The 14,548-nt window shown below is 32.4% G+C and carries 12 protein-coding genes and 2 pseudogenes; 10 read left to right on the top strand and 4 right to left on the bottom strand.

Features of this window, described 5'->3' with window-relative positions; genetic code table 11:
• Nucleotides 1-227: 227 nt before the first annotated feature.
• The 3 genes and pseudogenes from CQZ94_RS28500 to CQZ94_RS28490 form a co-directional block, all read left to right on the top strand.
• The gene (locus tag CQZ94_RS28500; RefSeq protein WP_105588146.1) at nt 228-398 is read left to right on the top strand and encodes a DUF2197 domain-containing protein; all 171 of its coding nucleotides are present in this window, start codon (nt 228-230) and stop codon (nt 396-398) included.
• Nucleotides 399-663: 265 nt separating this feature from the next.
• Nucleotides 664-1,203 (top strand): STM3941 family protein, encoded by a 540-nt coding sequence (locus CQZ94_RS28495; protein WP_098888898.1) that lies wholly within the window; start codon nt 664-666, stop codon nt 1,201-1,203.
• 243 nt (nt 1,204-1,446) lie between these two features.
• Nucleotides 1,447-1,962, top strand: a pseudogene (locus tag CQZ94_RS28490) (N-acetylmuramoyl-L-alanine amidase); the annotation flags it as partial.
• A gap of 250 nt (nt 1,963-2,212) precedes the next feature.
• Here CQZ94_RS28490 and CQZ94_RS28485 read toward each other — a convergent pair.
• Both CQZ94_RS28485 and CQZ94_RS28480 read right to left on the bottom strand, forming a co-directional pair.
• Complete coding sequence (locus CQZ94_RS28485; protein ID WP_002192696.1) at nt 2,213-2,695, bottom strand: hypothetical protein; 483 nt, start codon at nt 2,693-2,695, stop codon at nt 2,213-2,215.
• A gap of 14 nt (nt 2,696-2,709) precedes the next feature.
• Nucleotides 2,710-2,961: an HNH/endonuclease VII fold putative polymorphic toxin gene (locus CQZ94_RS28480; protein WP_258166074.1), complete on the bottom strand. Its 252-nt coding sequence runs from the start codon at nt 2,959-2,961 to the stop codon at nt 2,710-2,712.
• A 1,223-nt stretch (nt 2,962-4,184) separates the two neighbouring features.
• Between CQZ94_RS28480 and CQZ94_RS32070 the strand changes: the two genes are divergently transcribed.
• Nucleotides 4,185-4,388: a hypothetical protein gene (locus tag CQZ94_RS32070; RefSeq protein WP_105588144.1), complete on the top strand. Its 204-nt coding sequence runs from the start codon at nt 4,185-4,187 to the stop codon at nt 4,386-4,388.
• A 329-nt stretch (nt 4,389-4,717) separates the two neighbouring features.
• Here the strand turns inward: CQZ94_RS32070 and CQZ94_RS28460 are convergent, their stop codons facing one another.
• Nucleotides 4,718-5,056: a hypothetical protein gene (locus tag CQZ94_RS28460; protein WP_258166072.1), complete on the bottom strand. Its 339-nt coding sequence runs from the start codon at nt 5,054-5,056 to the stop codon at nt 4,718-4,720.
• 225 nt (nt 5,057-5,281) lie between these two features.
• Nucleotides 5,282-5,501 (bottom strand): annotated as a pseudogene (locus tag CQZ94_RS32065) (DDE-type integrase/transposase/recombinase); the annotation flags it as partial.
• Nucleotides 5,502-6,253: 752 nt separating this feature from the next.
• On the opposite strand from CQZ94_RS32065, the gene CQZ94_RS28455 reads away from it, so the two are divergent.
• The 6 genes from CQZ94_RS28455 to CQZ94_RS28430 all read left to right on the top strand — a co-directional run bounded on the left by CQZ94_RS28455 (nt 6,254) and on the right by CQZ94_RS28430 (nt 14,251).
• Nucleotides 6,254-8,287, top strand: coding sequence for an adenosylcobalamin-dependent ribonucleoside-diphosphate reductase (locus CQZ94_RS28455; protein ID WP_105588142.1), 2,034 nt, complete (start codon nt 6,254-6,256; stop codon nt 8,285-8,287).
• A 125-nt stretch (nt 8,288-8,412) separates the two neighbouring features.
• Nucleotides 8,413-8,862, top strand: a complete 450-nt coding sequence (locus CQZ94_RS28450) for an NUDIX hydrolase (protein ID WP_105588141.1) — start codon at nt 8,413-8,415, stop codon at nt 8,860-8,862.
• A gap of 216 nt (nt 8,863-9,078) precedes the next feature.
• Nucleotides 9,079-10,344 carry an MFS transporter gene (locus tag CQZ94_RS28445; RefSeq protein WP_105588140.1) on the top strand — a complete coding sequence of 422 codons (1,266 nt, stop codon included), beginning with the start codon at nt 9,079-9,081 and terminating at the stop codon, nt 10,342-10,344.
• Between the two features lie 32 nt (nt 10,345-10,376).
• Nucleotides 10,377-11,612 carry an alanine--tRNA ligase-related protein gene (locus CQZ94_RS28440; RefSeq protein ID WP_105588139.1) on the top strand — a complete coding sequence of 412 codons (1,236 nt, stop codon included), beginning with the start codon at nt 10,377-10,379 and terminating at the stop codon, nt 11,610-11,612.
• Nucleotides 11,613-11,661: 49 nt separating this feature from the next.
• Nucleotides 11,662-12,858: an ATP-grasp domain-containing protein gene (locus CQZ94_RS28435; protein ID WP_105588138.1), complete on the top strand. Its 1,197-nt coding sequence runs from the start codon at nt 11,662-11,664 to the stop codon at nt 12,856-12,858.
• 187 nt (nt 12,859-13,045) lie between these two features.
• Nucleotides 13,046-14,251, top strand: a complete 1,206-nt coding sequence (locus CQZ94_RS28430; protein WP_105588137.1) for an ATP-grasp domain-containing protein — start codon at nt 13,046-13,048, stop codon at nt 14,249-14,251.
• Nucleotides 14,252-14,548: the final 297 nt, after the last annotated feature.

Here is a 14,548-nt window from a genome sequence, read left to right as displayed (position 1 = left end):
AAAATAACTCCAAAATCAACTTTTATTGTATATTTTGGAGTTACTTGACGTTTACTCTAAAACTAATTCTATATTACTGAACAAGATGTTCACCTCATTTTATAAGATATTTATATAATTCGATAAGAATAGAGGTAAACCTTTTAGTGAGAGAATATTAAGATTTGCAATGTAGAAAGCTGATCTTCTCAAGTTATTAAAAAAAGTGTATAAACACGGAGAGGAAAATGCATATGATGTTTTATGAGGTTGTTTGCTTTTCGTGTAAAAATATATTCCGAATATACGAAGGAAGTGAAAAATATAAGCGATTTAAAGAGGAAACGAAAGGGGCATATTGTTGTGATGAATGTAGTCATAAAATTCAATTAGAAGCGATAAAACATTTTTTTAGGTAATTAAATTGGAATTCGGAAAAATATGTTAATATATATTTAATAAATTATCACTTATAACATACAAAATTAGGATTTTTAGAGAAGCGCAACAAAGAATGAGTACATACAGTTCCTATATTTGAGAAGGGGAAGTAATCATTTTAATAAAAATAGATTTGTAATTTCGCAAAGTATTAGCTAACAAGGGGCAATGAGAAAAAAATTTATTATGTATTACAACGACTGATATATTGAAATGTTAAAGTGGATTAATAGGGAGAATCATATGGAGAAATATTATGTTTATGAATCAAAGGTAAAAGTAGTAGGTGTATTACTTTTAATATTAGCAGTAGAAGCGATGTTTCTATTTATAGTAACACTTGCATTTTTATTAGAAGAGCTTAATTTTATAATAGGAATTTTATTTGCAGTTCTTGCATTAGTTGTATTAGTTGCACTTTGGAAAACCATTCAAAAGATTATTGCGAGGAAACCGGCCGTTATTTTAGAAATGGAATATATTACGATTATTAACAATCCTAAATATCCTGTAAAAATCGCTTTGAAGGATATATTCGGCCTTTTACCTTATGGAATCCAAGGGCAAAGGTTTTTAGGGATTGTAATGGAAGAGGAAATTGAGGATCGATATATCGCTTCTATACCAGCAAAGGGACAACGATTGTATCGAGTAAATAAACGTGCTGGATATATACCGTTTAATATTCATTTGAATTTATTAAAAATCGATGGAGAAGTATTGTTTGAGAAATTGCAAGAGTATAATTTAAGTTTTTTAGTTTATGAAGACGAAGTGAAATAGCGGTATATAAAATATAAAAAACTCTTCTTAAAGAAAAAACCTAAAAATAAGTAGTTTTTTTCTTTAAGAAGAGTTTTGGGAATAAAGTCTTAATATGAGGTTAAAATAATAACTCCTTTAATTGATGAGTATGTATTGGGCTATAAAAAAACGGCAAGCTGGTGATATCCGCTTGCCGTTTTTTTATAGTTTTGTATGTATTTGTATCCCTTTTGCTTTTTCTTTTTTGCCTTTTACGCATACTTTCACTTAAACGCATTTAATGGCACAGCTAACGGTGTAGAGGTTTGCTATTATGATCAGCAATCTCTTGCTTCTAAAGTTTCAACTCAACTGTCTAAAGACATTGGATGGAGCAATCGAGGTGCTAAAGAACGAAAAGAGCTATATGTATTGGCTAACACTAAAGCACCTGCCATTCTTATTGAGCTTGGATTCATCGATAACGAATCTGATATGGCCAAATGGGATGTAGATAAGATTGCTAATTCAATCGTTTTCGCTTTAACTGGACAATCAGTATCAGGCACTTCTAATAAATCTGGTGGTAACGTAAGTAATAACGGTGGCTATCAATACGTTAAATCAGGTGGGTTTGGCATCTCAATGGTTCAAGAAGTCGCAAACGCTATGAACGCGCGTGGAACGAAAGGGAAAGTTGTTTCTGATCCATTAACTGGCCTAGCGTACTTACAAACTGAAGTATTGCCAAACGGTGAACTTGATAAGATTACAGCTTGGATGGATGAGAAAAACTAGTGGTACGAGTACCTTAAATAACTGTCAGGACATACTATGTACTGCAAATGAAGCCTTTGTATATGTGAAGTAGGAGTTACAAAAGAGCACTCACTAATTAAGGGGTGCTCTTTTGTATAATATATTTTTTACTGCTTGCTCAATCACTTTACACAAGTTGCTATACTCATCTATTCAGAAAGTTTGAAAAACATTTAGCTAATCAAGGCTTAAATTCCTAATACTAATATTAATTTACAAATTAATTTTTTTAAGAGTCAATTAGGTCTGTGTTGCAGCGCTTAAAGTGAATTTCATAACATTCTTCTTCAGAAAATATTTGTGCAATTTGCCCTGTACTCTTATCAGCAATTATAAATTCATTAGTTTCAGAAATGTCCCAAAGTTCCTCGATAGATTTTGTGAAATTCAATATTCTAACATTTGCCCATACCGGCTCTAAACAATTAGGAACTAATATAAAATATTCTGTTTTATGATTTGAAAAACTTAAAGAACCTAAAGAACTTTCAATCCATAAAATATACTTACTTTTAACATCACCAATAGGAATGTGAAATGTTGGATTAGAGTCTATATTACGAAACTGTTTCAATGCTGTGTCGAACAGTTTTATCCATTCAGAATCGGGATTTTCAAATTCAATAAGTTCTAAATTTGAAAATCGGCTAAAGACTTTTTTGGCACTGATTAATGCTTTTTTTCTACGAATCTTCTCATTTTGATATATCATAATTTTCCTGCCTCTCATTTGTTATAATAAATGTGATGATCGTTATTAGACCCGTAAATGTTAGAGTATCTTTCCTTCTTAAAATCATAAGTATACGGATTAGCGCCATCTTTTGGTTTACCTGCATGTGTATGAAATACGCCATCATTAATATGCTCAACAATAACTCGTTTACCTTGAGGGGTATCATATTCATAATAACGCCCATGGTGAGTGTGATTAGCACTATATTCAAAGTTCTTAGATTCATACCCTTTTTTAAATATATCATCTCCTACTTGCCATTGGCGTGTAGGTTGTTGTGATTTAGGAATACCAGCTAAGTCTTTAGCTTTATTAAATGCAATTGTTCTATTTTCGACAATTTCAATATTCTTTTTAAGATTAGAATCCTTACCAATTTTATTGTTTAATCCCTTACTTTCTCGTTTAAAACATAATAAAGTTGTTTAAAAAACGCCAGTCATGTTATTCAACAATCGGGCCATTTTATGGAATAACACCTTTAAAATATGGATATTTGTGTTAAAATTTCTCTGTAGTGTTTTCCATCTAAACTGGACAAGAGAGGTATTTGAGATTTATGGGAGTAGCTTATAATTTGAACTGCGGACATTGCTCTTACAATCAAAATGTTTTTTTAGGAATTGGATTTAGGTATATAAACTTGAGTTCGATTTTAGAATGGTATGAGGAAAAAGAAGGTCGGCAATACATCAGAGAGTTTATTAATAACAAGGAAACGTCTTTTGAATGCTACTACGGTCTATATGTTTGTCAGAAGTGTTGTTACCTATTAAATAAAGTACATTTACATATGAAATCAGGAACCCAATCTTACACGAACACTCATACTTGTCCTCGATGTAATACTCAAATGCCGTCAAAGCCTTTAGGCGATATTAATCAAAGTGATGTTCTAGATTGTCCAGATTGTGGGCAAGAAAAGCTAAAGGTGAGTTTTTATATGGATTGGGACTAGGAAGTTGGTTCTCAAAATTTCCTTATTAAACTAAAAGAGGCTTTAGCAAAATGACTGTGGAGTTATTTTACAGTCATCGTGTTTCTCAATATTCCACAATCGGACGCGATTGTGGAAGAAGACTTAGATTTTAAACGACTTTATTGTTATTCAATTTAAGTAATGTAATTCACAATACAGAGATATTAAACAACTATTAAAAACACCGTCTAGGTTAACTGGACGGTGTTTTGTGTGATTATAAGGGCAGAATTAAACATCTTTATTGTAACTGATCAGTTGTGGATTTGAAATAAAGTTTAACCGTTTTGAAAAAAGATTAACTGTTTATAAAAAAGATGCACCGTTTTATCCCTTTGGATTTACTTATCTATGGGGATATTTTTATTAAGAAAAGAAATAAAATATATGAATTGAATATAAAAACGTTTTGATTCTTTAAAAATATTCCATAATTTAGTATTATTTGTATATGGGGTATTTTGTTTGTACGAAAGGGGTAACTTGATGTTTTTAAAAAAATATAAGGGTTTGATTCTAGGTATAGTTGGTGCTGTTATTTTTTCATTATCCGTCATTTATCTTAAAGATTTAGATTATATATATAGGGCGTGTCTTAAGTTGTTTTCTATAACGTTAGTAATTATAGGATGGTGTATTGTCGATGATTCGGATCATTTCTATAAAAAAAAGGAGAATAATAACGTATAGATGTTACTTTTCCCAAATTTTTTATACGTTTTGTTAATCAGAGAATCATATAGTGAGGTTAATATGTGTAATTTTAATCAAACATTTTTATAAAAACCAATCTTAAATCTACTGGAAAAGAATCTATTTTGATTAATCTTTTTTCAAAATAGATTCTTCTCATTTATCGTAAAATAAGGGTTTGCAAGGTATTTTTACTCAAACTTTATTTCAAAGCTACAAATGTGGTTAATTTTTAGACGTAGCAATGCAGGTTCAAAAGTGCAGATTTAAACAACATTATTATTACTACACATAAAAAGCAAAGGATGGAATTAAATAAATTCTTTTTACTCAACTCCCTTCTTTGCTTTAGGGGTATAAGGCCTTTCTATCTGTAATTTTCTTTGATGCATTTTTTCTTCACGATCTTTTATTTCTTGCTCTAACTGAATAATTGCATCTTGTTTAAGTCTAATCAACAGTTGCCGTAACATATCACGAAAAACCATGTTCTGTGAAACATCTTTTCCGGTATCTTTTGCAATCTGCTCTAATTTACTAATTACATTTGGATTAAGGTTTACCGTTCGGGCCACCAGGTCGCTTATTGGGATTTGCAAGCTATTTAACGGGTCGTGAACGTGGTTGTATTCATTTGTAACAAACCACTCAATCTTTTCCCGCAAACTCCCTCCTAAAAGAAACTTATTAACCTCGGCCATTATTTTAGGCTCAACATAGTATTGTGTAATAGCATAAGACTTTTCGCTTACCTTTTAAGAATTTCTTCATTTATGTAAATGCAAGTTTATCTTATTTTTGAGCTTAAGTTGATGGGCATGTGTTGTGACCCCTATAAGATTATTTAAATGTTTCATAGTGGAATGAGTAGTATATTTATAAATGCCTTATTCCCTTAATCTTTTGGATAAACAGAGTAATACCGGAGCTTTGTCTGCTGTGAAAACCGTTGGTTCTCCCAAGATTTCCACTAATCTTCTCATAAACACATATGCCGCTTGATGATCTTGTTTTTTTACGAAGTTTAATATCAAAAGTGTAACCTATTTTATAAATCGTACGATATGGGCAACACCATTCTTCTTTTACTTTTATATAAGTTGCATGGAGAGTATGAAGCAATCTAATTAAAAGGAGAAGCATCCAATCCGATTTTACCAAAAGAAACGAATGTCCGCAGGAGATAGAAGCAAAATCAAGTGCGAAATCTATTGCATCGATTGCTTGCACAACGAGAATTCGTCTTTGCGTTTCTTCTTCATCCCGCTATTCTGTTTGATAACAATCAAGCGGAATGAGATATACGCCTAGTGAAGATATGGAAAAAATCGTTTTTTTTCGGAGTGAATATGGTGCTGGCAACTGTTTACGAATTAGCACTTATATGAGTACACTAAAAAAAACAAGGGAAATCTATCTTTCAATGTACCCAATAATGGGTTGAAAAAGGAGAGTTAGAGCTATTCCCATCTCAAACTTAGGAGTAGCGATTGCTTCTATTTGTTATTCTCCTCTCTTTATTTTGCAAAAGCCTAACTTACTTTCAAAATCTTTGCAACAGAACCTTTTAGTTATTTTGACTTCAAAAGGCAATGAAAGATCTTAAGATGTTTTTTGAGATTAAAAAACGATTCTTACAAGATCAGATATTGTGGAATGTTAATTTAACTGGTCCTCAGTAATTAGAAAATTAATGATTCTGAACAATCACTTTCTAGTGAATTATCTATTAATATTGACTATTCTAATCATTTATACTAATATAATTACTGGAATTAGTATTTTTGGTGAAAACTGGTTCGCTGAAACCTATTATCCGTAAAAGGTATACATGTAAATTGTAAAAATTTGGAGGGGTTTGGATGATTAAAACAAAAGAGACTTGGAGTGACCAAGCAACAGATTTGGTATATAAGCGATATCTACCAGATAAAAATATTACTATTGATGAGTGGATTTCTAAAGTTGTCGGACATATTACATCATTATATACGCCAGAAGAAGCAACATTCTGGGCGAAGAGATATCATGATCTCTTATATTCACGTTCATTTTTACCGACAAGTGCATGCTTACATAATTCTCTACAAGGAAAAGGCAGTTTAGCTGGATGTACTGTATTACCTTTACCTTCAGAGGTTGATGAAATTTTTAATCATACATTGTCTGAAATTCAATATGTATTAACTCATGGAACTGGTGTAGGAATTGACTTAACTGTTTTACCACCGCGTTTATTAAAAGATAACAAAAATAATCGCGCATATCCTGGACCGGTAGAAGTGTTAACATCGATTGTATCTTCAACAGATGGAATTCTACTTTATACTGGATTAAAAAGAGCAGCATTCATGGCGAGTTTATATGTAAACCACCCAGATGTGTTTGAATTTATTAAGGTGAAGAGTAACCGCCATTTACAAAATGTAAATATATCAGTAGCAGTCGATGAAATATTTAAAGAAGCATTAAAAGAAGAGGGATTAATCCCGATTTACTGGGTATATGAAGGGGAAAAATGTTATCTTAATGCAGGTATGTTGAAAAACATGCATAATATCGCATTACAAAGATCAGTCGATGCTCCTGATTTAAAATTATGGGATGATGGAACAATCTGGTCTACAGCTATGCAGCGAATTGTCGGCTGTGAAAAAGATGGAAACCTATACTTTAATGCACACCAAGTATTGCGTGCAGTGGCTGAATTTGCACATACTTGTGGTGATCCTGGGATTTTAAATATGGATAGCATTAATCGGGATAATCCAACACACCCAAGATTTAGGAAGAATGTAAATGACCCTGTTGCTTCGGGTGAAATTCATGTTACAACACCTTGCGGAGAACAACCACTACTTCCTTACGAAGTGTGTCATTTAGGTAGTTTTAACCTGAATGCCTTTACTGATGGTACATCATTTGATTTTGAAAAATTCAAAAATGCTATTCACTTAGCGGTACGATTTATGGATGATGTAGTCGAAGTAGGAGATAATGGGTTGGAAAAATCTAATTATATGGCAAGAGCCAATCGTAAAATTGGTTTAGGTATTATGGGCTTAGCTGATGTGTTAGCAAAATGTGAAGTGGCTTATGATTCTGAAGAAGGACGTAATTTAGCTGAAAATATTGTGTCAACCTTACAAACAACTACTGTATTGGCTTCGGAAGAACTTGCTGAAGAAAGAGGAGCATTTGATAATTTCAATAACTCTATTTATGCAGAAAGCAATCAAAAACCGAGACGCCATGCTACATTAACAACAATTGCACCAACGGGACATATTTCAATGCTAGCGGATAGTTCAACATCAATCGAGCCATACTATTTAATCACTTATTTACGTAACGCCGCGGGCAACAGGCTACAAACGTGTGTTCCTTTGGGTGAAAAGTTAGAATGTTTAGGTTATAACTTGGAACAATGGATTGAAGATACAATTAAGCAAGATCCTACATATACTTTTGACGGTACATTGCAATTTTTAAGTGATTCGCCAACTAGCAATATTTCCTTAAATAAGAGATTAGTCGAAATGAAAAACATTTTTAAAACTTCACATGAGATTGCTCCAATAGATCATTTAATAATGGTTTCGAATTTACAAAAATTTGTAGAAAATGGTATCAGTAAAACAATTAACCTTCCTAATACGGCAACTGTAGATGAAGTATTTGAAATTATGTTAAAAGCTTTGGAATATAACTTAAAGGGAATTACGGTGTATCGTGACGGATGTTTGCAAGAACAAGCTTTGTCAAAGATTTCTGTAGAACTCCAAGCTTGTCCAGCATGTGGAGAAGACAAATACATGCGTCCAAATGACTGCGGAGCTTTATCTTGTGATTCCACAGTAGGTGGTTGTGGATACGAAGGCGCATGTAATTTATAGTATATTCCGAATTTTTATATAGGTATATATAGGTGGAATTTTCTAATGAACAGAAGCTAATGCTGGGCAACCAAAGCATTAGTTCACTTGATTTAATGATATTGGAAAGAGGGGAATACAAATCTATGAAAAAACGTTTTACGATGCCAGTAGCTGTACATGTATTTTTAATGAAGGATAATAAACTTTTAATGCTTAGACGCTACAATACAGGCTATGAAGATGGTAATTATAGTGTCATTGCAGGTCATCTAGATGGCTCTGAAGAGGTGGTAACAGCCGCATGTCGAGAAGCTTATGAAGAAGCAGGTATTACTATTAAACCGGGGGATGTACAAATTGTAAATGTAATGCATCGAAAATCCGATGATGAAAGAATTGATTATTTTGTACGTTGTACAAAATGGACTGGCGAAATTATCAATAAAGAACCTGGGAAATGCGATGATTTAGAATGGTTTGATATTAACGATTTACCGGGTAATTCTATCCAATATATCAAACGCGCAGTGCAAAACTATAAATCAAGTAATTATTTTGATAGCTTTGGATTTAAAACTGTTGAAACTAAATAATCGGGACTAGCGATATCATATGACTGACTCTAAATCGATTATGGTAATACCTAGATATCAATTCATTTTAATCAATTGACCATATACACCGTTTAATTATTTGTATTGTGATTGATAGACGGTCATATGTCCTCAATAAAGAAGAATTTTGATTACGGCTTTTTGTCTTATTTCTAGACAAAAAGTCTATTATTTAAAAAAGAGGTTGGTATCCATATGGGTAAAAATTATTTTTTATCAACACTGCCTGCAAATGCTCAATTAGTCTTATTATCTGTATTTTTAACTAGCATAGGCAATGGCATGCAAACAATGGCTATGAGCTTATTGTTATATCAAGCAACCGGATCTATCGCATCCTTTGGTATAGTTATTATATTTGAAACAATATTAAACGCCTTGCTTCAGTTATTGGCTGGATCAATGGTAGATAGAGGTAATCCGAAAGTTATTTGCATAATATGTGATTTAATTCGTGGAATTATCTTGTGCACGGTTGGCATTCTGTTATTTTCTTTGCCAAATATAAATGTATTATTGTGGGCTTTTTTATTGTCATTTTGTATCAATATATTTACCCCTTTTTATCGTTCAGCAACTTTTGTTATAGGGCCAACTGTAGCAAATGGGAGTGACTTAACAAAATATAATTCTTTTTATTCTAACTTGTTACAAACAGGAATCTTAATGGGTACAGGAATTGCAGGACCACTCATCCAATACTATGGACCTTATATAGCTATTATTGGAAATGGGGTATCATTTTTGTTAGCAACAATAGCAATATTCTTAGCAAAAATCCCAGTAGTAGAACAGAGAGGATGGACAAAATCTAAATTAGTTCCTGAATTTATAGAGGATTGGAAAGAAATACTTAAGATATTGAAAAATGATAAGTCAATCGTTTTACATAATATGCTTTGTTCGGGAGATTTTTTAGTAGTTAGTTTCATAAATCTATCGTTGCCATTAATTGTTACACACTTTTATCATAATAATTTTATATGGTTATCGATATTGGAAATCAGTTTTGCAGTTGGAGCTATCGCAATGTCATACTTTACTGTGTATCTCATTAATAAAATCAAGTTATTGAATATAGCGATAATAGGTATTTTCCTTGAAGGATTGCTATTACTAGTACTAGCTTTTAATCAGTATAGTTACTTAATTATTGTATGTTTCCTTTTAATAGGAGCGATTAATAATATTTCATTAACAGTATATATGAGTAGTTTACAACAACGTTGTCAAGGGGCCATTAAGGGCCGTATATCGACCATTCGACAATTATTTCTTTCTATGTCAACACTCGTCCTAATACCTCTTGTGTCTAAGGCTTATAATTATTCACTATCGTTAGGATTAGTTATATCAGCATTAATTTGTATTCTTTTCTGCACAGTAGCTTTTGTTTTCAGTCGACCTGCCCACTTTGGAGGACAGCTGCTAACTAAGAAGACTGAAAAAATGACTCATTAATACTTCAAATATAAAAGGGTGGAGGGATTTTAATGATATATAACGATTTTATCTCTTTTGGTAAAACAAAGGGGTATTATTTATTAGAAAACAAATCAATAGTTAGAAAAAATGCTGATACCTATTTCATAGGATCTGCAGCAATGGCCCATATGGAACTATTCAATATACTTGAGGACAGCTCAACAACTCAAGTTAAGAAATACATTACTGGACAACCAGCTTTTATATCTAAAAGGCTTAATGATGTTGGAAAATATCCATTGGAATCATCGTTACAGGTAATGTTATCTATTTTTCATTTTAATGATGAAGGAATGGATACAAGTATAAAATTTGTTTTGGATTTTTTAAACAAATATTTAAGGTTTTCATATCAAGATTTATTATATTTAGCTCCTAAAGAAGCAGGCATTGCAGATACATTGAGTGAACTTGGAATACCGTCAGACCAAATTATTACTTGGCAAAAAGGATTGCAATTAACTTTAGGAGAAGGAAGACCCAAAGGCCATTATTTAAAAATATTTGTACCATATAAAAATGGTGTAATTCCAGTAGCAACGTTAGGTTTTATCATGGTCGGAGACAAAATCACCATAGATAGTGCTTTATATGTAGAACGCTTACAATTTATTGCCGAACAAAAAGACCATATATTTGAAAGTTCCTTATTTGAGCCCTTAAACAAGGCTATAGTAAATCATGCTATGCTAAGTGATTTGAGTGAAAAGTATAAACATATCTGGGTCCATCATATCCGTAGTCTTGTGGCTCTATTAAATGAAGGTGTTAGTTACAATGGAAAAGGGGCTGGACATATTGTTAGAAGAATGGTCCGACAACTAGGGACTAGTATATGCGGTCAATCTATAACGTTTGAAGAAATACAGAATCTTGTACAAGCGGCGTTTAATTGTCTTCAGAAGATAGACGTTATGCAGAAATTAACCACTGAGCAAGTCTCTCTTATATTATTTGGATTAATTAATAACGCTAGTAACCAATTAAATAAAGAGCGAGAAAAATTTAGCAAATGGCTGGAACGAACAAAGGAAATCAACAATAACGAATTGAGAAAATGGCATGATGAACGTGGAATACCTATTGAAATCATAGATCAAATGCTTCTAGAAAAAGGTCATACGCCTATTACAAAACCTGAACATAGTAATTCATTTAGACTACAGCAAGCTTGTTATGCATTCAATAAAGACATTGTCATTTCAAATACGGTTCAATTTTTAATAGAGGCCGAGCATAAATAAGTATTTGAGGGATAATTGTTTTAATAGTGAAGCGGATGGGAGAAAATCAATGAAGATACTAGTTATGAATCAATTGCCAAGAAGATTAGCAAACTATCCAAAATGGTTAAATGAGATACCGCATGAGGATATTTATTTTATAACTGCTAAAAAGTATGCACAAGATTTCCCTGAATTTTCGAATGTTATAGCGTTTGAAAATTTTAATGATAATTATCTGTTAGAAAAAACAGTAATTGAGTTACATAAATCAGTGCAATTCACAAGAATTATTGCATTAGATGAATTTGATATTCTTCGGGCAGCGCAATTAAGGGAGTATTTAAATATTCCTGGTCAATCTGTTGCAAGTGCCATGGCTTTTCGAGATAAGGTGACAATGAAAGAAGTTGCAAAAAGTAATGGAATTAAAATCCCAACATTTAAAGCTATCCATCATTTCTATGATGTATACGATTTTATAAAGGAGCATGATTATCCAGTTGTAATAAAACCGCGTTCAGGTGCCGGTTCGCGTAAAGTCGTTGTAATTCAAAATGATACTCAATTTCATGAATTCGTATCTCAAGGAATCCCTTTTGATTCCCAGGTGGAAACATATATTGAAGGTAATATGTATAGTATTGATGGATTAGTGAAAGACTATGGGCTACATTTTATGTCTGTGTCACAATATATCAATGACCCCCTATGTCATCAAGAGGATAAATCATTTGCATTTGCGCTGATAGGTACCGAACATAAATTGTATCAACGAATGAAAAAATTTATTAACGAATTACTGTTGAAATTTCCAACACCGGAATTTTGCTCGTTCCATTGTGAGGTATTTCATACTTTAGAGGATGAATTGATATTATGTGAGATTGCGAGTAGGACCGGCGGAGCAGATATAGGAAAAGCAATATCGATTTCTTATGGTATTGATCTAGATGAATCTTGGGTCCGTTTAGAGTGTGGGCTGGAAATAGAACCTTTAAAAGATACTAACCCAGAGTATCTTTGTGGAGGGATGACCTTAAAAACTAAGCCAGCTATTTTAAAATTTTTACCAGAGGAAATACCATTTGATTGGATCACTCATTATTATCGTAGAGGTATTCCAGGAAAAACATATCTGCCAGCAGATTCATATATCGAATCAATAGGATCATTTTTAGTAAAAGGTAATACTCAACAGCAAATAGAGGGAAATGTCTATCATACACATCAATGGTTGATACAAAATATACAATGGATAGAATAATAGGTGCTTTAAACAGCTTGGACTTAACGTTTCATTAGCAAACTGTAACTAGCGGGATAGAAGTCGAGTGAGACTTCTTCGCATGTGGCTCAAAATTTTAATGATTTGATAAGGATTCTTAAAAAAGTTAATACAAGAAAGTACGGATTAACAATCTAGAAAGGATTAATTAAAAGGAGATACTAGGATGATAACTTTTGTTATAAGTAAATTTACAGAAAAGCAAGCTAAATTAGATGAATGGTTTATAGATCTACAAAATCCTATCGTGTTGGTGACCAATGAAAGTCTAAAAAATGAATTTTCTTCTTTTGAAAATGTCATTACCTTTGAAAAATTTTCCGCAGATTATAATCTTGAGCTACAAATAGAAAAATTGCATAAAGAAAAAACAATTGATTCTATTATTGCTTTTGATGAATCTATTATCGATAGAGTGAGTGTAATCAGAGAAAGATTAGGTATAAAAGGACAGCACTCTTATAGTGGCAATGCATTTAGAAATAAAATCTTAATGAAAAATATTATTAACCAAGCACATCTACCTACAGCGAAATATAAACAGATCGAAACGGTTTATGATATTTATGACTTTATTACTGATGTTGGATATCCTGTAATTATTAAACCCATTGATGGATTAGCTTCTTTTGATACTTCGAAGATTAATAATGAAGAAGAGTTAACCGCTTGGCTTAAAACAAACACATTAAAAAATAACATGATAGAAGAGTATATAGACGGTGATATTTATCATTGCGATGGAATCATAATAAACGGCAAGTTAAAATTCTTTACCGCTTTTAAATATGTTAATACCTGCCTTGATGCTCTAAAGCAGGGAGGTGTAGGTGATTTACTAATTGATAAGAATTCTAACCTTTTCCAAGATTTATATAATTACACAAAGAAAGTGTTGACGGCCATGCCTACGCCACCAACCACTACATTTCATTTAGAAGTCTTTCGAGTTAACAATAATGCCTTGATTTTTTGTGAGATTGCAAGTAGGACTTCAGGTGCACTAGTTCCTGATATTATTAAATTGGCTTATAATTTGGATATGAATAGATATATTGCCAGAGCTCAGGCTGGAATTGAAGAAAGGTTGAAAATTGAGGAATCACCATACCTTTATGCTAGTTTTCATATGCCTTTAACCTCTGGGACTCTTGTAACAAAAGTTGAATATAATGAAATGAGTTTGCCATGGTGTGTTTATTTCGATTGTAGCTGTGAAGAGGGTAAATACTATAATCCAACAGCTTATTACCATAGTTATGTTGAGTTTATTGTTAAAGGTGAAACGGAGAATCAAGTAATGAATAATCTACAAAAAACAATTGATTATATAAATACGAATACTGTATGGCTTTCTACTGAAACCGTGTAACCACTTGATGCAGTTATGGGATGGATGAGCTAATTTTGGGGTTCTGGTGCAAAAATAAAAGAGAATAAAGCGCATATAGGGGTACCGCCCCATCGCTATCAAGCTAAGCTCATACAACGTCAATTATAGTAGAGGCTGTTTCTTTTTTCTAAAGGCTATGCGTAGGGAATTTAAAGATTTGCATACGAAATAAACCCTAACGGGTTTCCTTTTTTGAATTAAGCCGCTTGATTATCAGACATGGTACAATTGTAAACGACACCTAATATATCAAAGACTGTTTTCTTCTCATATCGA

It is taken from the genome of Bacillus sp. MYb209, assembly GCF_002975175.1.
Classification (GTDB): Bacteria; Bacillota; Bacilli; order Bacillales; family Bacillaceae_G; genus Bacillus_A.
This window is presented reverse-complemented; position numbering and strand designations above follow the sequence as displayed.